The following is a 24,820-nucleotide window of genomic DNA, read 5'->3' on the forward strand; positions in this document are numbered from 1 at the left end:
ATTAAGGGATGAAATTTTCAGAAATATGACGTATAATGTAAAATACTGAAAAGTTGCGACCTTCAACTCGTAGATGTTTCAGAATCTAATTGAAATGATGGTGATATCATGACAGACAACAGCAAAACACGCGTTGTCGTAGGGATGAGCGGCGGTGTCGACTCATCTGTAACAGCACTTTTGTTAAAGGAACAAGGATACGACGTGATCGGAATATTCATGAAAAATTGGGATGACACGGACGAAAACGGTGTATGCACGGCCACGGAAGATTATAAGGATGTAGCGAAAGTAGCTGCTCAAATCGGGATTCCTTATTACTCTGTGAATTTTGAAAAAGAATATTGGAATCGTGTATTTGAATATTTCCTAGCCGAATACCGCGCAGGACGTACACCTAACCCAGACGTGATGTGCAACAAAGAAATCAAATTCAAAGCATTCTTGGATTATGCAATGGATCTTGGCGCCGATTATGTAGCTACTGGACATTATGCGCAAGTCACTCGCGATGAAAACGGCGTGGTCCACATGCTTCGTGGAGTAGACAATAATAAAGATCAAACTTACTTCCTTAGCCAATTATCACAAGAACAGCTTTCAAAAACGATGTTCCCTCTAGGCGGCATGGAAAAATCAGAAGTACGGGCAATTGCTGAACGCGCAGGCCTTGCGACTGCTAAGAAAAAAGATTCAACGGGAATCTGCTTTATTGGTGAAAAGAACTTCAAACAATTTTTGAGCAACTATCTGCCAGCAAAAAAAGGAAATATGGTCACTCTTGATGGTGAAGTCAAAGGACAACATGCTGGCTTGATGTATTATACGATTGGTCAACGTCAAGGACTAGGGATCGGTGGCGGAGGAGATTCGCAAGAACCCTGGTTTGTTGTAGGAAAAGATCTAGCGACAAACACATTATATGTGGGGCAAGGGTTCCATCATCCTGCATTGTATGCCACAAGCTTGGATGCAAGTGAAATCCACTTTACGACGAATGAACCAATGCCAAAAGAATTCAAGTGTACAGCGAAATTCCGTTATCGTCAGCAAGACGTTCCTGTGACAGTTCGCTTATTGGATGATAATCGTGCAGAAGTCGTATTCGACGAACCTGTACGTGCAATCACTCCTGGACAAGCAGTTGTATTTTATGATGGAATGGAATGTCTGGGTGGTGGTTTGATCGACCACGCATATCAAGAAACAAAAGTTTTACAATACGTTTAAGCGATATTAAATGAATCAAAACAGCTATGGCTAACAAAAGAAACACCTTTTCTTTTGGATAGCATAGCTGTTTTTTTGCAATAAAATTAATTTTTATTCATTTTATACTTGAAATACTTGTGTAAAAAGTTCATAATATCCAATAATATGAATAAAGTTGCTTTTTGTTAAGCAAGAGCAGTTGCAAAATAGAAGGGAATCTTTTGCAAGTGATTTGTTCAATTTTATAAGTGAGGGTGATGGAAATGGAAAAGAAATCGACGGGTATTAGCAAATGGGGACTGGTTGCTCTGGTTGTCAGTTCGTCAATCGGAAGCGGTGTGTTTGGGATCACAAGTGATCTGGCTAGTTCTGCAGCTCCAGGGCCAGCGATCCTTTCATGGATAATCGTTGGGATTGGTATTTTAGCTTTGGTATTATCGCTGAATCATTTAGGAGAAAAACGTCCAGATCTAGATGGTGGTATTTTCGGTTACGCGGAAGCTTCATTTGGTAAATTAGGTGGCTTCATCAGTGGTTGGGGTTACTGGTTGTCTGCGTGGCTGGGAAATGTTGCTTTTGCAACGATGCTGATGAGCGCCATGGGAGAATTTTTCCCGATATTCAAAGGTGGACAAAATGTTCCTTCTATTTTATTTGCAAGTATTTTTATTTGGGGTCTGACTTTATTAGTAAACAATGGAGTTGAAGGAGCGAGCGTCATCAATACAATCGTGACGATCTGTAAATTAGTGCCATTATTCCTATTTTTAATATTTGTATTTATCGCATTTAAAGTGAATATATTCACTGCTGATTTTTGGGGTAACGTATCTGATAATCTAGTGAATGGAACAGGGCAGCAAGGAACGATCTGGTTGCAGATTAAAGGTTGTTTGATGGTTATGATGTGGGTCTTTGTAGGGATCGAAGGCGCAAGTGTTTTAGCCAACCGCGCGAAGAAACGTTCAGAAGCCCAGCAAGCATCGATCATTGGTCTGCTTTGTTTATTGTTTATCTATATCCTTGCTTCGATCTTGCCATACGGCGTCTTATCTCAAGAAGAGTTAGCAACTATTTCACAACCTGCTATGGCAAATATTTTAAAAGGAATCGTGGGAAATTGGGGAGCAGCGCTGATCAATATCGGCTTGATTATTTCGATCATTGGTTCTTGGTTGTCTTGGACGATGCTCCCAGCAGAAACAACGATGTTGATGGCTCGAGACGGTCTGTTGCCGAAAGGTTGGGGAAAAACGAATAAAAAAAATGCCCCAACTTATTCGTTAGTTGTTACTGCAATCTTGACTAATCTATTCTTATTGACTTTCTTAGTTACTGATTATGCCTATCAATTTGCCTATTCTTTATGTACAGCGGCAATTTTGATTTGTTATCTACTTGTCGGGATCTATCAAGTCCAGTTTTCTTTAAAAGAAGGAATCAAAAAACAAGTAGTGATCGGTGGGATTGCTGTAGTTTTTGAATTGATGGGCATCATTTTAGCAGGATTTTCTTATGTCCTTTTATGTAGTATTGCCTATCTTCCTGGTTTTTGCTTCTACTGGATCGCTTGTCGTGAAACCAAACATCAAATTACGGGAAAAGAAAAAGTAATGATTGGGCTGATTTGTGTGGCCGCACTGCTTTCAATCGGGTTGCTTGCTGTAGGCTGGATCAAGATATAAGGGGGAAAGAAACATGAAAATCGCAAATTTCGGTGTAGAAGAATGGCTAAATAAATGGGAAAAGAAAGCGGTATATGATATTGCACAAAGCTCGATCGAAGCATTGACATTAGACGAACTCGTTGGCTTAGATGGGACTAGCGTAAGTGAATTTTTCGAAAAACGCAAAAACGAACCATTGGACTATGGCTGGATCGAAGGATCAGATGTTTTCAAACAAGAAGTCGCTTCTCTTTATCAAACCGTCAATCCGGAAAACATCTTACAAACGAATGGAGCGACTGGTGCTAATCTTTTAGCTCTATACGCGTTAGTGGAAGCAGGAGACCATGTTGTTTCGATGCTTCCTACTTATCAGCAATTATATGACATCCCCAAATCTTTAGGTGCCGCTGTTGACTTTGTTCATTTGAAGGAAGAAGAAGATTGGCAGTTTGATTTAGAACAGCTAGAAGCCTTAGTCAAACCTGAAACAAAAATCATCTGTTTGAATAGTGCAAACAATCCTACAGGCACATTGCTAGATCGGAAAACTTTAGAAAAAATCGCAGAAATTGCTCGTACAGTAGATGCATATGTATTGATAGATGAAGTATATGCGCCTTTAACGGATAAAGGTGAATTCTTGTCGATCGTAGATGTCTATGAAAAAGGTATAGCAACCAATTCCCTATCCAAAACCTACTCCATTCCAGGTATTCGTATTGGCTGGACAGCTACTGGACCTGAGTTGGCAGAAGTTTTTCGAAAGTATCGAGACTACACGATGATTTGCGGCGGAGTCCTGTCAGATGATCTTGCTGTACATGCATTGAAGAATAAAGAAAAAATATTGGAGCGAAACAAAAAGATCATTACAGAGAACCTTGTGATTTTAAAACAATGGGTAGCCAATGAACCGAAAGTTGAACTTGTCGCTCCCAATTACGTCTCTACTTCTTTCATTAAATTAGCCATCGAAGAAGATGACCAGACATTTTGTATCAATTTATTAGAAGAAACAGGAGTACTATTAGTACCAGGAAGTGCCTTTGATTTACCGAAGCATGCCCGACTAGGTTACTGTTGTAAAAAAGAAACCTTGGAAAAGGGATTATTCCTCTTATCTGAGTTCTTGAAAAAACAGGCCTAAACAAAAACACTGCAAGGACAGTCTGTGACAACTGTTCAAGCAGTGTTTTTCATTTACGCTTATTGTCTATGAGAAGGAGAGTGCCCTGAAGATATGGAGACTCCTGAAGCTTTTTCTTCTGCAGTTTCTTGCTGATGGATTTCTTGTGTATTGTGTCGTACAAGCAAGAAGTTGACCAAAACAAGAAGAGAAGTCGAAAGAAAAACGCCACGATAACCAAATGCACTGGAAACACTGGAGCCGATCATAGGCCCTACTACGTTACCAGTTGCTTGGAAAGATTGGTTATAACTGAAGATCCGTCCAGCAGCTTGATGAGGCGAATATTTTGTGATCAATGCTTGGACAGCAGGGAGCAGACAAGCATCAGAGATACCAATCAAAAAACGTAAGGCAGCTAATTGCCAAACATTCGTGACGAATGCCATTGGGATATAAACCAGAATCGCAAAACCCAAACCAATCGCAAGTATTCTTTCACTCCCGATCTTGTCACCTAAGCGACCAAATCTTGGAGCGGCTATCAAAGTGGCAATCCCAGGTATCGAAGCGATGATTCCGCTGATCAACGTAACATTCCCATGTCCATGCAGCAATTGGCGAATGTACAGACTGATGATTGGACTAATGGAATTGTTGGATGCTTGGATGATCATCGTTGTGACGAACATACCGATGACGACGTGTGGATATTTCAAGTCTTTGAAAATCTGTTTGGCAGAAACCATGTTTTCTTTTTTCACTGGGACAAATTTTTCATGGACGAAAAACAAACTCAACAAGAAGACGAAAAATAAGATGATCCCTGTAATGAAAAAGGTAGGGCGATAGCCAAACGCTGAAGCAGAGATCCCGCCAAGAAGCGGTCCAAGTAATGTTCCTGTAACAGAACCAGTTGCTAAGGTTCCAAGAACTTGACCACTTTTTTCTTTTGGCGTCCCAGTTGCGACAAGGGCAGTGGCATTACTGATATAACCAGAAAAAATCCCTTGAAGCAGACGCAATGCGACTAATTGATACACACTAGTCACGCAACCCATCAAAGAAATGACGATTGCCATTCCTAATGAAGCACGCAACAGCATCAATTTTCTTCCTTTTTGGTCGGCTAATTTTCCCCACCAAGGAGAGATCAGCGTAGTCACCAAGAAAGTAGATGAAAAAGTCAATCCGCTCCAAAAGTTCAATTGTGACGTACTATAATTACCTAACGTATCTATGTAAAGTGACATAAAAGGCATGACTAAACTAAATCCGATACCAGCCATAAATGTTCCAAACCATAAGACAAACAAGTTTTGTTCCCAAGTTTCTCTTTTCCTAAATAATTTTTCCTTTATTCTTGCAGCCAATTAGACTCCTTCTTTCTGAAAATTTTCATCTACAGCTCTTTATTATAAACTACAATATGTAGTTTATCAATGAAAGTCTCTTTTTTCTCTTTCTTTTTCGTGGTAAACTGAAAGAGTGAAGGATTTATTTTATGAGAGGAAACATGGAAATGAAAAAAAGAAATCTGTCTCAAGAGAAAATCATCGACTGCTTTCGAGAACTAGCAGAAGAGATGGATGTTCAGCAAATAACCTTTCAGCATTTAGCCAAACGCTTGGATATCAAGGCTCCCTCGCTGTATAACCATTTCAAAAATATTCGTGATGTCAAAACAGCGCTAACAGCGAAACTTCTGCAGGAACTTAATGACCAGCTGCGTCGGGCTCTTGTAGGAAAAAGTGGTCAGGAAGCACTGCAGATCTATGCAGAAACTTATCGATCCTTTGCTTTTTCAAATCAAGCAGTGTATGAGTTACTGATCAGTGTACCGCATACCAATGAAGCTGTTTTATTAGATGGAATCCATGAAACGAATCAGATCATTTTGCAGATATTTGAGGCTTTTCAATTAACGAAAGAAGAAAAAGTTCATCGAAGCAGGGAACTTCGTAGTATGATCCACGGTTATCTTTCCTTACGTTTTTTAGGATACTTTACAAAAGAACCAACAATCGATCCAGAAGACAGCTATTTTTGGATGATCAATGACTTTATCGCTACTTTGCCTTAAACAATCAGATTCATTTGTAACAATTTTAAGATGTTCATTAAATGACCCTTTTATAAGAGAAAATTCTTGCAACTTTCTTGAAAAGTGACTAAGATGAGTCTAGAAAAGCTGAAAGAAGGAGCACGAGTATGTATCAAGTAATTACCATGTTCGGGGACAATGAGCCTTGGTGGTTTTTTGAAGACTGGGAAGAAGATATTGAAGCAGAAGAAACATTCGAGTCTTTCGAAGAAGCACGACAAGCGTACGAAAAACAATGGAACGAAATCCATCAAAATTATGAATATATCAATGCAAAAAGTAACTTTCTCAGCGCCTTTTGGAATGACGGAGATGAGCGCTGGTGTGAAGAGTGTGACGATGATTTACAGCAATACAAAGGACTTGCGTTGTTGAAAAATCATCAGCCCATCACAGTAGAAAGCGGAAAGGAATTTTATGAAACAACTAATTCTAGCGGAAAAACCAAGCGTTGCGAAAGACCTAAGCAAGGTGCTTGGTGCTAATCAAAAGCACAAAAATTATTATGAAGGACCCAAGGTGATCGTTACTTGGGCCCTTGGTCATTTATTAGGATTGAAAATGCCGGAAGATCTGAATAAGGAATGGCAGAGCTGGCAAATGGACACGTTGCCAATGATCCCTAAAAAACTAGGAATCAAACCACTTCCTAAAACAGGACATCAATTAAAAGCAATCAAGCAGCTAGCTCAGCGAAAAGATGTCTCAGAAGCAGTCATTGCGACAGATGCCGGAAGAGAAGGGGAACTTGTTGCTCGCTGGATCTTAGAGTATGTGCATTTCAATAAACCAGTGAAGCGGTTATGGATCTCTTCTCAAACAGATAAAGCAATCAAAACTGGATTCAAGCAACTAAGACCTGCGAAAGAATATGATGCATTGTATGAATCTGCTCTTGCCCGGGCAAAAGCGGACTGGCTGGTAGGATTGAATGTGACCAGAGCCTTAACTGTGAAGTACGCGGATAATTTATCAGCAGGCCGTGTGCAGACACCGACACTAGCATTAGTGAGAGACCAAGAAAAGAAAATCGAGCAGTTCCGTCCACAAACGTATTTCACGATCACGTTGCAAGCTGGAAAAGAACAAGCCAAAATGCTTCAAAAAAATCAATTTGCTTTAAAAACACAAGAAGAAGCACAAAAACTTGTTCAATTGATCAGTACAAGCAAAGGAACTGTCACAGAAGTCCAAGAAAAATTAAAAACGGAATCTGCGCCATTGCCTTATGATTTAACAGAGATCCAAAGAGAAGCCAATCAACGCTATGGCTATTCTGCAAAGAAAACATTAAATCTTGTACAAAGTTTGTATGAGACCCATAAGATCGTTACTTATCCGCGTACAGACAGCAAATATCTGACAAATGACATGAAAAGTACGATGAAAGAACGATTGCAAGCAGTCAGCGACTTTGCTCCTGAGGTCAAGCAGTATTTGAAAAACGGAGCCATCGTCCAACAGACAAAAGTATTCCAAGACAGTAAAGTGACCGATCACCATGCACTTTTGCCAACTGAAAACAGAGCACGTTATGAAAAATTAAGTAATGAAGAGCAAAAAATCTATCAAATGATTGTCTCTCGTTTTTTAGGACTGTTTGCTCAACCCCATAAAGTCAGCCAAACAAAAGTTACGGTTGAATTTGGTAAAGAACGATTCATTTTTCGGCAAAATCGTGTCGTCCAAGCAGGATGGAAAGGCGAAACTGAAACTGAGACGGAAACAGTCAAATGGGAAAAAGGAATGAGAATCAATCCCGATTTCGCCATCAAAAAAGAACTATCTGCACCGCCTAAACCATTGTCAGAAGCAAGCTTGCTTGGTCAAATGGAAAAATACAGTCTGGGAACCCCAGCTACGCGTGCAGAGATTATCGAGAAACTAATCAAATCTGAACTGATGGAACGTATCCCTCAAGGACTGCAAGTATCTCCTAAAGGTAAGCAATTATTAGTATTGGTAAATCCCTCTTTAGTAACACCAGATTTGACAGAAAGCTGGGAAAAAGACCTTGAAGCTATTGCTGCAGGAAAGAAACAAGCAGGAACCTTCTTGAATGGAATCGAAAAAGAAACAAAACGCTTGGTGAATGAGATCAAATCAAGCAAACAAGAATATCAAGATTTCTCGATTACCCAAAAGAAATGCCCAGAATGTGGGGCCAATCTGCGCGAGAAAAACACACGTGACGGCAAAATCTATGTCTGCACCAATTCAGATTGCAACTACCGCAGAAGAAAAGATCCAAAAGTCTCTAATCATCGATGCCCGCAATGTCACCGGAAAATGGAAATCATCGAAGGTAAAAACGGTGCTTATTTCCGTTGTAAATACGATGGAACGACAGAAAAAATGCTTGATAAAAAAGAGCAGAAGAAGAAAATGACCAAACATGAAGAACGACGCTTGCTGAAAAAATATGCACAAGCAGAAGAACCAGAAGAAAGCCCATTAGCAGCAGCACTAAAAGCGGCAATGAAGAAATAATAAGATATGAAAGAGGTTGTGACAGAAGTGGTCAGCTTCAAGAAATAAGAAGGAATTTACGAAAATTGCTTCTCAAATTTTTGTGAAATTTCGGCTTATTTCCGAAGAAGCTACTTCTGGAACACCATTTATTCGGAAAAAAGGACTGTGACAAGACTTTTGTCACAGTCCTTTTTCATTTAAAAAAATGTTTACTTCATTTGACGTATATTATTGGTGAGGCTTCAATTCATTTGGCTTCACTTTTTCTGTTTCTCTTATGATATAAACAGGACGCTGTTTCGTTTCTAAGAAGATTTTCCCGATATATTTCCCGATGATTCCAAGACATAACAATTGGATTCCACCAATGAACAGGAAGATCGAGACCATGGAAGGCCATCCTGATGTAGGATCACCAAACAACAATGCCCGCAAAATAATGAACAAAATTGCAATACCAGAACCGACACAAGACAAAGCGCCGATAAATGAAGCAATCGTTAACGGTGCATCCGAGAAGTTCACGATACCATCAATCGAGTAGTTGAATAATTTCCAGAAGGACCAAGATGTTTCGCCAGCCACACGTTCGCGGTTTTCATAAGAAATATATTCTGTTTTAAACCCGACCCAGCTAAATAATCCTTTTGAAAATCGGTTGTATTCTGTTAATTCTAGGACGGCATCCACCATTTGACGAGTCATCAAGCGGAAATCACGAGCGCCATCGACCATTTCTGTATCGCTGATTTTATTGATCAACTGGTAGAATTTTTTCGCAAAGAAACTGCGTATCGCAGGCTCGCCTTCACGAGTCGAACGCCGGGTGCCGACACAATCGATATCAGAAGTAGTGATCCGGTTGATCATCTCAGGAAGCAGTTCGGGCGGATCTTGCAGATCAACATCCATCACGGTCACTAAATCTCCTGTAGAAGCTTGCAATCCAGCGTATAGAGCCGCTTCTTTCCCAAAATTTCTGGAAAATGAGACAAAGCGGACATAAGGATAAGCTGAGGCTAGCTTCTTGATTGCTGCTAACGTACCGTCTTTTGATCCGTCGTCAATAAACAAATATTCGAACTCATGGGCACCTTTGAATTTTTCAACCTCATCAAAAAAAAGAGGAACAGTTTTTTCTTCATTAAAACATGGGACAACAATTGATACTTTCATCGTTTCTATCCTTTCAATCGTATGTTTATATATGGTTTACATTCAAAATTTAATAAACCTTAAATAACACCTTTAAAATTTGATTTTACGTAAAAGAACAGGTATTCTTTTTGTAAACTAACGTATTTAGTTTACCATGTTTCCTCGGTTTATCAAACTTTTAAGAACAATTTTTATTAGTTGGCAAGTAGTTTTGGATAGAGAAAAAGGAGGAAGTTCCAGTCTATTGACTAGGAGCAAACAAAATGAAAATACACACACCTATCGGCTTTTTATGGTTAGATGCAGATGAATCCGGATTGACTGCTGTATCTTTTCAGCCAATTTCAGAAAGCGAATCAGCGAATCAGCAAATTTTAACGCGCACACAAGAACAGTTTGAAGAATATTTTGCGGGAAAAAGAAAAGAATTTGATGTTCCTTTATCTATAAAGAGAGGTACGCCTTTTCAGCAAAATGTCTGGAAAGCTTTGTCGACCATTCCTTATGGAGAAATCCGAACGTATAAAGAAGTAGCCGTTGCTGTTGATAGTCCGAAAGCTGTGCGAGCGATTGGGCAGGCAAATCGAACCAATCCATTGCCAATCGTTATTCCTTGTCATCGAGTGATCGGGCAAAATGGAAAACTGACAGGATATATGGGAAACGCAATAGATGGGGTTGAAATCAAACGCCAATTGTTGTTGTTAGAAGGATATCTGCAAAATTAAAAACAGTTGTGATTCGGACATTGTTCCATGCGAGAATCACAACTGTTTTTTCATGTTCATTCTAAACTTTGATCAGCCAAATAAATAGTAAAGCCATCACTGTTTGGAGAAGCCCGACAGCTAATCCATAAAATAAGAAGCGTGTACCTTCTTTCATGAATTTTGCAAAGTCTAAACGCAGACCAATTGCCGCTAAAGCAGTGATCTCAAACCAGCTGCTGATAAAATGTGCCGATTGGTCAATAACTACAGGTAAAGAAAACAAGCTGTTGACCAAACAAAAGATCACAAACCCTAATACATACCAAGGAAGTGGTAATTTTCGTTTTTTCTGCGTATCAGTTGGCGTTTCAAACAGAGCTGGTTGTTTCTTGTGCATGAATTTTTCAAACAGATAGACAACAACAACGAGCATCATAATACGTAGAATCTTAAATAGCATGGCGAATTCGACAACAGAATTGTCAAGTAAGCTTGCCCCAGCGACTACTTGACCAACAGATTGGAGTGTGCCACCCAAAAGTGCACTTTTTTCAATGAGATTTCCACCAAACAACTGTAATCCAAGAAAAGGGAGAGTCAACATCATCACAGTACCCAGTAGATTGACTAGTGTGATGATCTGTCCTTTTTCTTCCTCTTTCGCATGGATGGAAGGGGCGATCGAAGCAATAGCAGAAGAACCACAAACAGCGTTTCCTCCAGCCATCATCAAAGAAGAAGTATCGCTGAATTGCAGTTTTTTACCAATCAAGTAAGCACCGATGATAGTGACTGACATTTGCAGTAACACAAAAACAATTCCTTTTATACCAATTTGAGCAATCGTTTGAGCTGTGACAGTTGCACCTAGTAAAAAAACAGAGAATTCTAATAGTTTGCTTTCAGCAAATTTTGTGCCGATTGCTAGAACAGGCTGTTTAAAAAAAGTATTTCCTAATAAAATACCCAATAAAATAGCAATAGTCGCTCCACCTAACTGTGGCAGATAAATAGCAAGAAGCCTGCTGAAGGCAGCGATGGCAAAAGAAAGCAGTAAACCGGGTAAGATTTCGCGGACCGCTGAATCCTTTACAGATTTTATTGGATGTGACAATGATTTCATTTGATCGGTTCCTTTCGTCAATAAATACTAAAAGCATACTCGAACATAGTAGCACTAAACCAGTATTTTGACAAAAGAACAAGAGGTCGTGACAAAAGTCTTGTCACGACCTCTTGTTTCGAATAAACGGTGTTCAAAAGCCAGTTTCTCGGTATTAAGCCAAATTTATGCAAAAATGTGGAAAGCCATTTTCACAAAATTTTTCTTAATACTCGAAACTAAGCGGCTTTTTCACGACCTCTTGGTAAACGGTGTTCCAGAAGTAGCTTCTTCGGAAATAAGCCGAAATTTCACAAAAATTTGAGAACCTGAATAATTCATAGCTTTAATTCTTTGGCACATTTTATTGAAATATGTATCACTAATATCCCTATCAACTGATTTTGACTAAAAAGTTACTTCAAACATTCACTGTTCAAAAATATTGAGGAATAAATTTTGGGTGTAAGGCATTTTGAGCATACTTCTCCCTGGATAACTTCCCAGTAAAAAAATCGTTAGATTGTTGGATTAGATCCATTGACTGGCTCGCCTCAGGCGAGCAAAGACCCTGTAGAATTCATTCTGATACACATGATAACTAGATAATTTGAGATAGACTCGTCTACCCGTTTGGACTAATTTCCCAGCAACTTTCAGAAACTTCAATCGAATAGAATGAATGGTCATTCCCTTTTGGACTTCTTCAAAGCCAATCGTTCTTAAGAAGTTGACTAAGTTGTAAGCTATCAAGCTGAGCATCATTCGGACATGATTCTCCAAAAAGCGAGGACTGTCTGTTTTGTCAAAGTAAAAGCCAGCTTTCGCTTCTTTAATGAAGTTCTCCATTGTGCCACGTTTGGCATAGATAGAAAAGATGGTATCAGGAGAAACATTTTCTGATAGATTCGTCACGATAAATTCATGTCGAAAGAGTAGTTCGCCCGCTTCACGTGTTGAGCGTATACACACGCGACGACTTTGTGACCAGGATTGTGCTTGATAAGTGGTCGAGAAGTACTGAACTTCTCGTTCTTCCCACTTTTGATTATCGCCATAAAGTACTGATTTCTCAGCTATTTGACCTAGTCTACGATTATTCTTCAGTCGAATAACATAATGACTCTTTTTTGATTCACACGAATCATACACACCAGGTGTAGCGAACCCGCTGTCTCCACGAACCAAGATGTCAGTGTTTGGTAGAGAGTGATTATAGTGCTCTAATAAAGGTGTGAAAAACTCCTTTACGCCTTTTGATGTATATTGATTTCCTGAACGTAGTTCAGCTTTTAAGAAGTCACCAGTCAATCCGTCAAAAGCTACCAATGGATGGTAACCATAGGTTTGGTAGTGTGTATTATAATCCGTTTGTTCTTGGTGACCAAATGTATCTGAATGGGTCGAATCTAAATCAATGATTAACTCCGTATCATTACGGATGAGGCGTGCTTTATCGATAAGTTCTTGGTTCAAAGCTTGAAGTTCATGGATATTCTCCTCAGATAGTCGATCTAAAAATCGGGAAAGTGAAGATTGAGAAGCGAGTTCTTTCCTATCTAAAACAGCTTTAAACACAGGATCTTGTCTCAGGAGATTAGCTGCAGAATCAGCTGAGTAACCAGCAATTAATTGCATAATGAACTGCTCAAGTATGGATAAGTTGTCATGAGTAAAATACGCTCGTTCGTCTTCAATGTGAATGTGTTGCTTAGCTAGTTCAGAAAAACCAAAGATGTTCATTAGCTCTTTCACTAGGACGAGACCCGAATCACTCGATAATTGACCACCTGTATGAGAAATAGTGATATTTGAATTGAATTTTACTTGGTTTTTGTGTAAGCTAGTCATGAAAAGAACTCCTTTCTTTTGGTTGGTTTAGTCACTTTAACCATAGCAGAAAGGGGTTCTTTTTTCATCACTTAACGGGTGAAGATGAAAAAGTAATTGTAAGCTGCCGTGAGGCAGTTTCACATGGTTTTAATTAAAAGTATGAATTATTCAGGGAGAAGCAATTTTCGTAAATTCCTTCTTATTTCTTGAAGCTGACCACTTCTTTTACGACCTCTTGGTAAACGGTGTTCAAAAGCTTGCATCTGCGGTAATAAGCCCAACCAGTACAAAAACATGAACAGCTGTTTTTGTTTGGCCGTTCTTATTACTTGATGCAGAACAGCTTTTTCACAACCTATTGAATCGATTATTAAGCGATTTTTTTAGAAACAAATTTTCCATGTTTGCTATGTTCTTTAATTAAGAAACGTACGTAATGAGCAAGAACGTAGAAGACAACTACACTTGCAAACAGACATTCCGCAACTTTTAAGAAATCCAATACGCTACTATAGATACCTAAACTGTTGAAGTAATGAACAGTAGTAAATATAGCTGTTGCAGAGATAACAAGCGGGAATGTAAAGGCTGCATAGCTTGGATAAAAACGAAGCTTGAACAAACGTGGAAGCATAGACAGCACAACGAAATACAATACTTGAGATAAAGCGAACAATGCTACGACAAGATAAAAATTAGGTTCAGCAAAGTTTTTAAGATAACCTGTTAGGCAAAGAGAACCAGGTGCTGCAACGATCGTAATCAGCGGACGTGTCGGATGAGCCATATTTCTTACGAAAAAGACACGTTTGATGATGATCGGCAATAAGAACGCATAGCAGATCAATGAAATCCAAAAGAAAATTTTTCCAATAAGCGGGAAGAAGTTCCCGGCAGTTACAGTGATGACCCCAAATCCAACGTAAATGATAAACCAGCTTGGATAAATTGCTTCAATTGAAAGATCAGCTTTGATAACATGGTGATAATTGAAATAAAAGACAAGGATCACTTGGAAGATAACAGCGCACAGCCAAATGAATTTGACAATTGGTGCAATACTTTCATATGAAACAAAATAAGTACAAATAACCATGAGTGACATCGTAAAAGTTGGTGAAACGGAGGCGATGATTGGATCATGCAACGTTTGTTTCGTGTGTTCGAATAAGATAAACAATTTAACAAAAATGAATATCATAAGAATCATAGAGATACCGCCAGTTAGATTGCCTAAAGCAACATGGTGATAGTCTTTAAACAGATTTCCAAGGGAAGCTAACCCAAGGATCAACCCGCAGATCGGGATCGGAATAATTTTCAAAAAGTTCTTCATATATAATATTCTCCTTTTTATTTAATAGATTTTAGTACCAAGATGAACGAATACATTGTAAAATGAATAGGAATGTATGATTACGAGCAAGCAGACAGCTGATTGTCTTCATCTAAGTTACTAGTTGGATCAGCAACTGTTTTGTTGTACATTTCTATTATAGATGGTTTTTTGTATATTTAAATCAAATAGTTTTTATAGTAATTATCATAAAAAGTTATGGAAGTGGTGCCATGTTTAAGTTATTAACGACTTTTCGAGCAGTATATGAAACAAGAAATTTTTCCAGAGCAGCAGAAGTACTGTTTTTATCTCAACCAGCAGTCTCGAATCAAATCAAACAGTTGGAGCGGGAATTGAATATCGATCTTTTTCAACGTAACGGAAGAAAAGAGATGCTTCCAACTAAGCAAGCCGACTTATTATATGAACGGACACTGGTTTTGTTAGAAGAATGGGAAGAAACTCAGCAAAAATTGCTCAATGAACAAAATGAAGAAGAAGTATGTCGGATCGTTGCTTCCCACACCTTTGCTGTCTATCTTTTGCCTCAGTTGATGAAACATCTGATCAAAAGGTTTCCTAAAGTGCATTTTGAGATCGAAATCGCGAATTCTCATGAATCATTAGAACAAGTAGCGAAACATGAATCCGATTTTGGTTTTATCGAAAAGCCATTAGAGACTTCCGGCGTACAAAGATACTCTTTGATGGAAGACCAGCTAGTCATCGCTGGGGACCCAAAAAGCAAATTGTGGCTTGTAAGAGAAGCAAACTCTGGTGTTTTTCATTACACGCAGCGTTATTTTGAAGAGATGAATATCCAAGATAAGAAGATGATCGTGAAAAGTAACGATGTAATTGTTGCGTTGCTGAAGGAAGGAATCGGTCGCTCGATTTTGTCTAAGCGCTCTGTTCCAGAAAATGTGCCAATGACTCCGTTGAATTTCCATCGGTATTTTTATTTCATCCAACGAACCAATCTGGTTTCTGATCAGCTGCTAGAGATTGCCGAAGAGATCCTTCGATACAATGAAAGCACAGAAACTTCTCACAGCGAGGAGAATCTCAGCTGGTAGATAATTGCATGTATCAAAAAAAGTTCTATGATACACTAAAGATAAGCAGTAGGCTTTTGTACTGCATTTGCTCAAGCAACTGCACAAACGGAAAGTTAATTTTTCCCAAATGTCTATGGAAAGACTTTCCATTATCTAACTGGACCGCTATAATAATCAGCAGTATGGTTTTTAAGAAAAGGGATGAAACATGGAAAAAAAATTAAAAGCTTCGAACGATAATCGTATTGATTATGGCGTGATTTTACCAGTCTTTCTGTTATGTTTGATTGGTCTGCTCTCATTATATGTAGCACTTAGCCATGATCCGAACAATCCAGCAGTCTTGAAAGGCGTAGGGATGCAAGTTGTCTGGTATTTAGTTGGAGCGGCAGCAATCGTTGTCATCATGCATTTGAATTCCAAATGGATCTGGAAACTGACTCCTTACCTTTATGGTTTGGGGTTAGTGGTAATGGGACTCTTGCTCAAATTCTATGATCAGAATTTAGCTGCTTCAACAGGGTCTAAAAACTGGTTTCGATTCGGTGCGTTTACTTTCCAGCCAGCAGAGTTGATGAAGATTGCGTACATCTTGATGATGGCACTGATCGTAACTAAACATAATACGCAAGTAAAAGAACGGACGATGAAATCGGACTTTTGGCTGATTGGGAAGCTCTTGATCGTGACAATACCGGTTTTAGCATTGATCATGGCCCAAGATGACTTTGGAACGATGCTTGTCTTTCTTGCGATCTTTGGCGGGATTTTCTTGATGTCTGGAATCTCTTGGCGCATCATCGCACCTGTAGTAATCTTGGCAGTAGTCGTTGGAGCAGGAACGATCTTCTTGGTTACGACTGAAGGCGGAAGAGACTTGCTTTACAAAGTTGGCTTCAAATCTTATCAGTTTGCACGTATTGATTCATGGCTGGACCCTTTCCATGATACGTCAGGAATGAGTTATCAGCCGGCCCAAGGACTTTTGGCAATTGGTACCGGTGGCTTGTTTGGTAAAGGATTCAACGTAAGCAATATTTATGTGCCTGTTCGTGAGTCCGATATGATTTTTACCGTTATCGGTGAAAACTTCGGCTTTATCGGTGGTGCATTCGTCATTTTCTTGTATTTTATTTTAATCTATCGTATGATTCGGGTGTGTTTCGATACGAATAATGAATTTTACGCCTATATCGCAAGCGGTTTGATCATGATGCTGCTGTTCCATGTCTTTGAGAATATTGGAGCAAATATCGGATTACTTCCTTTAACAGGGATCCCATTGCCTTTCATTAGCCAAGGAGGATCTTCGATTTTAGGGAACATGATCGGTATCGGGTTGATATTATCGATGAGATACCAAAATGAAGCACCTGCAAGATCTTCAAGGAGGTAAGAAAATTGTACACCTTTTACTGGTACCCGAAATGTTCAACATGCAAAAAAGCCAAAGCGTGGTTAGACCAGCATGGCGTTAGTTATCAAACTGTTGATATGATCAAAGAAGTACCGAAGGCCTCAACGATTGAGACTTGGCTAGAAACGAGTCAAGTACCAATCCGTCGCCTGTTCAACACAAGCGGGATGAAATATCGGGAACTTGGACTGAAAGATCAAGTAGGCGAGTTTACGACTTCAAAAGCAAGCCAAGTCTTATCGACAGATGGCATGCTGATCAAGCGTCCGCTGATCGTACGAGAGGACCAGCTTGTTGCAATTGGATTCAATGAAAAAATTTATGAAGGAGAACTGATATAAAATGGCAGGCAAGCATTTGAAGAAAAAGGACAACCTTTGGATCTTATTTAATGGAAAAGAATACTGTGTTGGTTTGACAAATGAAGCGCAAGAAGAACTTGGAGACATCACGTTTGCCAATCTGCCAAAAGCAGGACAATCGCTAAAAAAAGATGAACCTCTGATCGAAGTTGAAGCGGAAAAAGCGGTCAATGAATTTGCCAGCCCGCTAACGGGTACAGTTTCTTCTGTTAATGATAAAATCGGTGAAGATATCAATATCTTGAATGATTCAGATGAAATGAATGCGTGGATCTTAAGTTTCAAAGATGTTGATCCAAAAGAATTTGACGAATTATAAAATCAGAAAATCACTTGAAAAAAGTTGACACTGATTCTTCCAGTTGCTATAATCATAAGCAATCCTATATGAAACGAGAAAGCTTTGAAAAGAAGAGTACATGTCACGGACGTTTGAAGAGAGCCCTGTTTGCTGAAAATGGGTAACGAAAATGAGATGGAAGATGGTCTTAGAGCAGAGTAAGCGAGCGTAAGCAAACTTACTACGGGAGTGCCCGTTACAGCGCGACAGTATACGGAAAGAAGCTAAGTCCAAGTACTGGAAGAGGCTGTTATTGCGAAGTAACGGTAAATCAAGGTGGTAACACGGAAGTTCAAGCTTTCGTCCTTTTGCTTAAGGCAAGAGGGCGAAGGCTTTTTTGTTTGAAAAATCATAAGAGAAAGATGTGAATGGCATGTCATTAATCCAACTAACGAATGTCAAAAAGACATTCAATGGGAAAAACGGAAACATCCAAGCCGTCAATGACGTTTCACTAAACGTTGAAAAAGGGGATATTTATGGAATCGTCGGCTATTCTGGCGCAGGAAAAAGTACATTAGTCCGTCTCCTGAATGGACTTGAGCTTCCCACGAGCGGCGAAGTGATCGTAAACGATCAAGATATTACAAAATTAAAAAACAAAGAATTACGTACATTCCGAAAGAAAATCGGTATGATCTTCCAGCATTTCAACCTGTTATGGTCAAGAACTGTACTTGAAAATATCCAGCTGCCGCTGGAATTAGCTGGCGTACCAAAGAGCAAACGTAAAGAACGGGCAGAAGAACTGTTGCGTTTAGTCGGGTTAGAAGGACGCGGACAAGCATATCCTTCACAACTTTCCGGCGGACAGAAACAACGCGTCGGTATCGCACGAGCATTGGCAAATGATCCTGAGATCCTGCTTTGTGATGAGGCTACTAGCGCATTGGACCCGCAAACAACAGAAGAAGTATTAGACTTATTGTTAGCGATCAATAAGAAATTGAATTTGACCATCGTCTTGATCACACATGAAATGAATGTGATCCGCAAAATCTGCAACAAAGTCGCTGTGATGGAGTTGGGGAAAGTCGTAGAAGAAGGAGACGTATTGACTGTCTTCAGACAACCGAAAAAAGAAGTAACCAAACGCTTTGTACAACAAGACATCGAACCAGAAGCTGATTCGACAGAACTATTAGCTGAACTCATCAAAGAAAATCCAAGCGGCCGTTTGGCAACTTTGACCTTTAGCGAAAGAAATGCCAACGAGCCAGTCATTTCCCAAGCGATTCGACGCTATAACATCGATGTCAACGTTGTGTATGGAAAGATCAAACAAGTGAAAGAAGGTTCCTTTGGTTCATTGACTGTCTTGATGACTGGTGAAACCAAAGAATTAGATCAAGCAGAAGTGTTCATCAAAGAACAAGGAGTAGGAATTGAGGTGATCCATCGTGGATAAAAGCTTTTCAGAAACATATCTAGATTTTAAACAAATCAACCCGGAAACGATGAATCATGCTATCCTTGATACACTATATATGACATTAATCTCAATGGTCTTAGTGACGATCATCGGATTAGTTTTGGGATTGATCCTTTACTCTATTGGACGCAAAAACAAACCGTATGCTCGAATCATTTATGGAATCGTATCGATCATCAGTAATATTTTCCGGTCAACGCCATTTATGATCCTGATGGTTTTGATCATTCCATTTACTAAAGCAATCGTAGGCACTATGCTAGGTGCGCAAGCAGCCATTCCAGCTCTTGTTTTATCCGCAGCACCATTTTATGCCCGTCTAGTAGAGATTGCTTTTCGTGAAGTCAGCCCTGGTGTACTGGAAGCAGCAGATGCAATGGGAGCAAGTTACTGGGAAATCATCTGGAAGGTCTTGATACCTGAAAGTATTCCCGCATTGATTTCTGGATTAACAGTTACAACGATCTCGATGATCGGATTTACTGCGATGGCCGGCGCGATCGGCGCAGGTGGACTTGGAGGTCTTGCTTGGCAGGAAGGCTACCAGCGTGGTAATCTGACAGTGACATTCGTTGCGACTTTAATTATTTTACTAATCGTATTTATCGTTCAAGGAATCGGTGATTTCTTAACTAAGAAAACAGACAAAAGATAATAGGATATAGGGGGATGTAGGATATGAAAAAGAAAATTTTTGGATTTGCAGCAGCGCTTTTGCTGACTGTAGGATTAGCAGCATGCGGTAACAACAGCGACAGCAAAGATTCAGCAAATAAAGCAGACGACACGACATTGAAAGTCGGCGCTTCACCGACACCGCACGCAGAGATTTTGGAACATGTGAAACCATTATTGAAAGATGAAGGAATCGATCTTGAAATCGTCAAATTCGATGACTATGTATTACCGAACCAATCTTTGGAAGAAGGCGACATTGATGCCAATTACTTCCAGCATATTCCTTATTTGAACAAAGAAATCAAAGAAAAAGGATATGACTTTGTCAATGCCGGTGCTGTCCACATCGAACCAATGGGCTTGTACTCTAAAAAAGTCAAAGATGTTTCCGAATTAAAAGATGGTGCAACAATCATTACTTCAAATTCTGAATCAGACTGGGGACGCATCATCACAATTCTACAAGATGCTGGCTTAGTCAAAGTCAAAGATGGAGTAGATCTGGAAACAGCAACATTCGATGATATTGAAGAAAACCCTAAGAACTTGAAGTTCAACCATACGATCGACCCATCACTTTTAGCTTCTACGTACCAAAATGATGAAGGTGACCTAGTTGCAATCAACGCAAACTTCGCTTACGGCGCAGGGTTGAATCCATTAGAAGATGCCGTATTGCTTGAAAAGGACAACTCTCCTTACGTGAATATTATTGCGACTCGTAAAGGTGATGAAGACAGTGACAAAATCAAAAAACTGATTGAAGTGCTTCACCGCAAAGAAGTCCAAGAATGGATCACAGACAAATGGGGTGGCTCTGTTAAACCAGTAAAGGCTGATGCAAAATAAGGTATGGAACAAAAAAGATGAGAAATAAGTCTGTAATGGCTTATTTCTCATCTTTTTTATACCTATTCTAATTTAGAAATCAAAATTGTTTAATAATAAATAAAAGATATTTGATTTTAGTAAGGAAGGTCATTGCGCTTCATTCTCAATTAGTCTAAAATGAGTGAGAACGAAAGAGAATTTGGGGGTATAATGCATGTCTGTCTTAGAAATAAAAAATCTACATGTGTCGATCGAGGAAAAAGAAATCCTTAAAGGCGTAAACCTAACAATGAAAACCGGAGAAATCCATGCCATCATGGGACCTAACGGCACAGGAAAATCTACCTTATCTGCCGCTATCATGGGCAATCCAAACTATGAAGTAACAGAAGGCGAAATTTTGTTTGACGGGAAAAATGTTTTAGACTTGGAAGTAGATGAACGTGCGCGACTTGGCTTATTTTTAGCTATGCAATATCCAAGTGAGATACCAGGTATCACGAATGCGGAATTCATGCGTGCAGCGATCAATGCGAAACGTGATGAAAACGACAAAATTTCTGTTATGGCATTTTTGAAAAAGTTAGATGAAAAAATGGCTTTACTAAATATGCCAGAAGAAATGGCTGAACGTTATCTGAACGAAGGTTTTTCTGGCGGAGAAAAGAAACGGAATGAGATCCTGCAATTGTTGATGTTAGAACCAACATTTGCAATTTTAGACGAAATCGATTCAGGTCTGGATATCGATGCTTTGAAAGTCGTTGCTAAAGGAGTAAATGAAATGCGCGGAGACAATTTCGGTGCATTGATCATCACCCACTATCAACGATTATTGAACTATATCACACCTGATGTCGTTCACATCATGATGGAAGGCCGAGTAGTCATGACAGGGAATGCTGACCTAGCTAAACGTCTGGAAGCAGAAGGCTACGCTGGTATCAGTAAAGAATTAGGAATCGACTATAAAGAAGAAGAAGCGTAAGGGGGAGCAAGAATGAAAGAAAAAAACTGGCTCGATTATCTTGATGCGGTAAATGATTTTTCTTTAAGTAAAGGCGAACCTGATTGGATGAGAACCTTCCGTCAAGACGCACTAGCGAAAGCAGATGAACTGCCATTGCCGCATATCGATCGGGTGAAATTCCATCGCTGGTCGTTATTTGATGTGAAAGAAACACAAACCATCAGTGAAACAGGCACGATTCCGGCATTTGATGCAATGAAAGACAATCCTGTGCTTGTCCAACAAGGTTCATGGACGATTTTTGAACAACTGCCTGTGGAATTAGCAGAAAAAGGAGTCATTTTTACCGACTTGTTCACTGCAATGATCGAATATCCAGAACTAGTCCAAGAATATTATATGAAAAAAGCAGTAAACATGAACGAAGACCAATTGACTGCACTCCATGTAGCTTTTATGAACAGCGGTATTTTCCTGTATGTGCCTAAAAATGTCGTGATCGATGAACCACTCGAGTCCTTATTCATTCAAGATGGCGCATCCGATGAGCACTTCTTCAAGCATGTGTTGATCGTGGCAGATGAACATAGTGAATTTTCTTATCTGGAACGTTTCCAGACAACCAAAGAACAAGTAGCAAAATCATCAGGTAATATCATCGTGGAAGTCATCGCTAAAGCTGGTTCAAAAATCAAATATTCAGCCGTAGATCAATTAGGAGAAAATATTACTTCTTATATGAATCGCCGTGGGCACATTTTACGAGATGCTTCTGTCGACTGGGCAATTGGTGTCATGAATGACGGTCATGTGATCGCTGACTTTGACTCAGATTTAGCAGGAGAAGGTGCACACGCAGAAGTCAAAATCGTGGCAATCAGCTCGGGCAGACAAATCCAAGGAATCGATACGCGAGTAACCAATAAAGCCCCTCATACGATCGGGCATATTTTGCAACACGGAGTGATCCGAGAAAAAGGAACATTGACCTTTAATGGTATCGGCCACATCTTGAAAGGGGCAAAAGGTGCAGATGCCCAACAAGAAAGTCGTGTCTTGATGCTTTCTGATAAAGCACGTGGTGATGCGAATCCTATTCTTTTGATCGATGAAAACGAAGTAACTGCTGGACATGCTGCCAGTGTAGGACGAGTTGATCCAGAAGAAATGTACTATCTGATGAGTCGAGGATTGCATAAAGAAGAAGCAGAGCGCTTAGTGATTCGAGGATTCCTCGGTTCTGTCTTAACAGCAATCCCTGTAGAACAAGTTCGGAAAGAATTAGTCGAAGTAATCGAAGGGAAGTTGAATGGATGATCGATGCTAAAAAGCTACGCAATGATTTTCCTATCTTATTTCAAGACGTCAATGATGAACCTTTAGTTTATCTGGATAATGCAGCGACGACCCAAAAGCCAAAACAAGTACTCCAGGCATTAGCGCACTATTACGAACACGATAACGCCAATGTTCATCGCGGTGTCCATACGTTAGCAGAACGCGCGACCCATGATTATGAACAAGCAAGAGAAAAAGTACGGGCGTTCATCCATGCAAAAGAAACAGCAGAAGTGCTGTTTACTCGTGGTACGACGACAAGCTTGAATTGGGTAGCCAGAAGCTTCGGCGACCGCTATATCAAAGCAGGAGACGAGATAGTGCTCTCTTACATGGAACATCATTCTAATGTTATCCCGTGGCAGCAGTTGGCAAAACGAACAGGTGCTGTCTTGAAATATATCGAACTAACAGAAGAAGGCTTCCTGGATATGGAGGATGCAGCGAAAAAGATTACGGACAAAACCAAAATCGTCTCCATTGCTCATGTATCCAATGTCTTAGGTGTCATCAATCCTGTTCAAGAATTAGCTGAACTTGTCCATAAAAACGGCGGGGTCATCGTAGTAGATGGTGCTCAATCTGCCCCGCACATGACCATTGATGTTCAAGCACTAGACTGTGATTTCTTTGCTTTCAGCGGACACAAAATGTGCGGACCAACAGGTATCGGTGTTTTATATGGTAAACGAAAATGGTTAGAAGAAATGGAACCTGTTGAATTTGGTGGCGAAATGATCAATTTTGTCGAATTATACGACAGTACATGGAAAGAACTACCTTGGAAATTCGAAGCAGGGACACCAAATATCGCCGGCGCTATCGCATTAGGCCATGCAATCGATTATTTGCAAGAACTCGGCATGGACAATATCCATCGATATGAAGAAGAACTAGCCGCTTATGTGTTGCCAAAATTACAAGCAATTGATGGATTGACTGTTTATGGTCCACAAGACCCGAATTTTCGGACAGGGGTCGTTGCATTCAATTTGGATGGGTTACATCCTCATGATGTCGCGACAGCTTTAGACATGGAAGGGGTAGCCGTCAGAGCAGGTCATCATTGTGCGCAACCGCTATTGAAGTACCTTGAAGTATCAGCGACTGCTCGCGCGAGCTTTTATTTCTACAACACAACGCAAGACGCCGACCGTTTAGTTGAAGCAATCATGGCAACAAAGGAGTTTTTCCAACATGGGACTATCTAAATTAGACAATTTATACCGTCAAGTGATCTTGGATCATTCTTCCCATCCGCATCATCGTGGAAGCTTGACTGACTCGACAAGCAAGATCGAATTGAACAACCCCACATGTGGAGATGTGATCGAATTGCAAGTCGATGTAAAAGACGGAATCATCAAAAATATCGCCTTTGACGGCAGTGGCTGCTCCATCAGTACGGCAAGTGCCTCGATGATGACAGACGCCGTCATCGGAAAATCAATAGAAGAAGCAGAACATTTAACTGTAGACTTTCTACAGCTTGTCCAAGGAAAAGAAGTCAAAGATCCCGACCAATTAGGCGATGCTGCTATGCTTGGTGGTGTAGCTAAATTTCCCGCTCGGATCAAATGTGCGACACTTGCCTGGAAAGCACTAGGAAAAGCAATGGAAAACGATGGTACCGCAGCTTTCCATCATTACCACAAGGAAGAGGAGTGA

At 39.9% G+C, this 24,820-nt stretch carries 23 protein-coding genes and 1 other annotated feature; of the genes, 18 read left to right on the forward strand and 5 right to left on the reverse strand.

What is annotated here, in order from left to right; all coding sequences use genetic code 11:
- Window positions 1-108: 108 nt before the first annotated feature.
- From mnmA to IGL70_RS02500, 3 genes are all read left to right on the forward strand, one after another.
- Window positions 109-1,230: a tRNA 2-thiouridine(34) synthase MnmA gene (gene mnmA / locus IGL70_RS02490; protein WP_104874047.1), complete on the forward strand. Its 1,122-nt coding sequence runs from the start codon at window positions 109-111 to the stop codon at window positions 1,228-1,230.
- 245 nt (window positions 1,231-1,475) lie between these two features.
- A complete protein-coding gene (gene arcD, locus IGL70_RS02495) occupies window positions 1,476-2,897 on the forward strand; it encodes an arginine-ornithine antiporter (RefSeq protein WP_002286721.1) in 1,422 nt (473 codons plus the stop codon).
- 13 nt (window positions 2,898-2,910) lie between these two features.
- Window positions 2,911-4,029, forward strand: coding sequence for an aminotransferase (locus IGL70_RS02500; RefSeq protein WP_002298286.1), 1,119 nt, complete (start codon window positions 2,911-2,913; stop codon window positions 4,027-4,029).
- Window positions 4,030-4,088: 59 nt separating this feature from the next.
- Here IGL70_RS02500 and IGL70_RS02505 read toward each other — a convergent pair whose 3' ends face one another.
- A complete protein-coding gene (locus tag IGL70_RS02505) occupies window positions 4,089-5,381 on the reverse strand; it encodes a multidrug efflux MFS transporter (protein ID WP_002325116.1) in 1,293 nt (430 codons plus the stop codon).
- Between the two features lie 149 nt (window positions 5,382-5,530).
- Here IGL70_RS02505 and IGL70_RS02510 point away from each other — a divergent pair, with 149 nt between their 5' ends.
- From IGL70_RS02510 to IGL70_RS02520, 3 genes are all read left to right on the forward strand, one after another.
- Window positions 5,531-6,091: a TetR/AcrR family transcriptional regulator gene (locus IGL70_RS02510; protein WP_002323745.1), complete on the forward strand. Its 561-nt coding sequence runs from the start codon at window positions 5,531-5,533 to the stop codon at window positions 6,089-6,091.
- Window positions 6,092-6,219: 128 nt separating this feature from the next.
- The gene (locus IGL70_RS02515) at window positions 6,220-6,597 is read left to right on the forward strand and encodes a DUF1033 family protein (protein ID WP_002291196.1); all 378 of its coding nucleotides are present in this window, start codon (window positions 6,220-6,222) and stop codon (window positions 6,595-6,597) included.
- Window positions 6,530-8,602 carry a DNA topoisomerase III gene (locus IGL70_RS02520; protein ID WP_033585993.1) on the forward strand — a complete coding sequence of 691 codons (2,073 nt, stop codon included), beginning with the start codon at window positions 6,530-6,532 and terminating at the stop codon, window positions 8,600-8,602. Before IGL70_RS02515 ends, IGL70_RS02520 begins: the two co-directional genes overlap by 68 nt.
- 210 nt (window positions 8,603-8,812) lie before the next feature.
- Here IGL70_RS02520 and IGL70_RS02525 read toward each other — a convergent pair whose 3' ends face one another.
- On the reverse strand, window positions 8,813-9,760 hold the full coding sequence (locus IGL70_RS02525; RefSeq protein ID WP_002289773.1) for a glycosyltransferase family 2 protein: 948 nt from the start codon (window positions 9,758-9,760) through the stop codon (window positions 8,813-8,815).
- Between the two features lie 245 nt (window positions 9,761-10,005).
- Between IGL70_RS02525 and IGL70_RS02530 the strand changes: the two genes are divergently transcribed.
- Window positions 10,006-10,470 (forward strand): methylated-DNA--[protein]-cysteine S-methyltransferase, encoded by a 465-nt coding sequence (locus IGL70_RS02530; protein WP_002298278.1) that lies wholly within the window; start codon window positions 10,006-10,008, stop codon window positions 10,468-10,470.
- Window positions 10,471-10,531: 61 nt separating this feature from the next.
- Here IGL70_RS02530 and IGL70_RS02535 read toward each other — a convergent pair whose 3' ends face one another.
- The 3 genes from IGL70_RS02535 to IGL70_RS02545 all read right to left on the reverse strand — a co-directional run bounded on the left by IGL70_RS02535 (window position 10,532) and on the right by IGL70_RS02545 (window position 14,723).
- Window positions 10,532-11,575, reverse strand: a complete 1,044-nt coding sequence (locus IGL70_RS02535) for a YeiH family protein (protein ID WP_002298276.1) — start codon at window positions 11,573-11,575, stop codon at window positions 10,532-10,534.
- A 510-nt stretch (window positions 11,576-12,085) separates the two neighbouring features.
- Window positions 12,086-13,405: an IS1380-like element IS1678 family transposase gene (locus tag IGL70_RS02540; protein WP_104873965.1), complete on the reverse strand. Its 1,320-nt coding sequence runs from the start codon at window positions 13,403-13,405 to the stop codon at window positions 12,086-12,088.
- A gap of 352 nt (window positions 13,406-13,757) precedes the next feature.
- Complete coding sequence (locus IGL70_RS02545; protein WP_002291188.1) at window positions 13,758-14,723, reverse strand: TDT family transporter; 966 nt, start codon at window positions 14,721-14,723, stop codon at window positions 13,758-13,760.
- A 233-nt stretch (window positions 14,724-14,956) separates the two neighbouring features.
- Here IGL70_RS02545 and IGL70_RS02550 point away from each other — a divergent pair, with 233 nt between their 5' ends.
- From IGL70_RS02550 to sufU, 11 genes are all read left to right on the forward strand, one after another.
- Complete coding sequence (locus IGL70_RS02550) at window positions 14,957-15,802, forward strand: LysR family transcriptional regulator (protein ID WP_002291186.1); 846 nt, start codon at window positions 14,957-14,959, stop codon at window positions 15,800-15,802.
- Between the two features lie 190 nt (window positions 15,803-15,992).
- Window positions 15,993-17,180, forward strand: coding sequence for an FtsW/RodA/SpoVE family cell cycle protein (locus IGL70_RS02555; RefSeq protein ID WP_002291183.1), 1,188 nt, complete (start codon window positions 15,993-15,995; stop codon window positions 17,178-17,180).
- A 5-nt stretch (window positions 17,181-17,185) separates the two neighbouring features.
- Entirely contained in the window at window positions 17,186-17,542 is a 357-nt protein-coding gene (locus tag IGL70_RS02560) for an arsenate reductase family protein (protein ID WP_002325873.1), read from the forward strand.
- 1 nt (window position 17,543) lies between these two features.
- On the forward strand, window positions 17,544-17,882 hold the full coding sequence (locus IGL70_RS02565; protein WP_002291179.1) for a glycine cleavage system protein H: 339 nt from the start codon (window positions 17,544-17,546) through the stop codon (window positions 17,880-17,882).
- A 75-nt stretch (window positions 17,883-17,957) separates the two neighbouring features.
- Window positions 17,958-18,214: a binding site (T-box leader), on the forward strand.
- Between the two features lie 62 nt (window positions 18,215-18,276).
- Window positions 18,277-19,311, forward strand: a complete 1,035-nt coding sequence (locus tag IGL70_RS02570; protein ID WP_002304234.1) for a methionine ABC transporter ATP-binding protein — start codon at window positions 18,277-18,279, stop codon at window positions 19,309-19,311.
- Complete coding sequence (locus IGL70_RS02575; RefSeq protein ID WP_104874031.1) at window positions 19,304-19,990, forward strand: methionine ABC transporter permease; 687 nt, start codon at window positions 19,304-19,306, stop codon at window positions 19,988-19,990. Before IGL70_RS02570 ends, IGL70_RS02575 begins: the two co-directional genes overlap by 8 nt.
- Before the next feature lie 23 nt (window positions 19,991-20,013).
- The gene (locus tag IGL70_RS02580) at window positions 20,014-20,862 is read left to right on the forward strand and encodes a MetQ/NlpA family ABC transporter substrate-binding protein (RefSeq protein WP_002287678.1); all 849 of its coding nucleotides are present in this window, start codon (window positions 20,014-20,016) and stop codon (window positions 20,860-20,862) included.
- A gap of 196 nt (window positions 20,863-21,058) precedes the next feature.
- On the forward strand, window positions 21,059-21,832 hold the full coding sequence (gene sufC / locus IGL70_RS02585; protein WP_002287679.1) for a Fe-S cluster assembly ATPase SufC: 774 nt from the start codon (window positions 21,059-21,061) through the stop codon (window positions 21,830-21,832).
- 12 nt (window positions 21,833-21,844) lie between these two features.
- Window positions 21,845-23,131 carry a Fe-S cluster assembly protein SufD gene (gene sufD / locus IGL70_RS02590; protein ID WP_002287681.1) on the forward strand — a complete coding sequence of 429 codons (1,287 nt, stop codon included), beginning with the start codon at window positions 21,845-21,847 and terminating at the stop codon, window positions 23,129-23,131.
- Entirely contained in the window at window positions 23,128-24,363 is a 1,236-nt protein-coding gene (locus IGL70_RS02595; RefSeq protein ID WP_104874032.1) for a cysteine desulfurase, read from the forward strand. The genes sufD and IGL70_RS02595 overlap by 4 nt, the downstream gene beginning before the upstream one ends.
- A complete protein-coding gene (sufU, locus tag IGL70_RS02600; protein ID WP_002287684.1) occupies window positions 24,350-24,820 on the forward strand; it encodes a Fe-S cluster assembly sulfur transfer protein SufU in 471 nt (156 codons plus the stop codon). Before IGL70_RS02595 ends, sufU begins: the two co-directional genes overlap by 14 nt.

It is taken from the genome of Enterococcus sp. DIV0901a (assembly GCF_051711525.1).
Lineage (GTDB): Bacteria > Bacillota > Bacilli > Lactobacillales > Enterococcaceae > Enterococcus_B > Enterococcus_B faecium.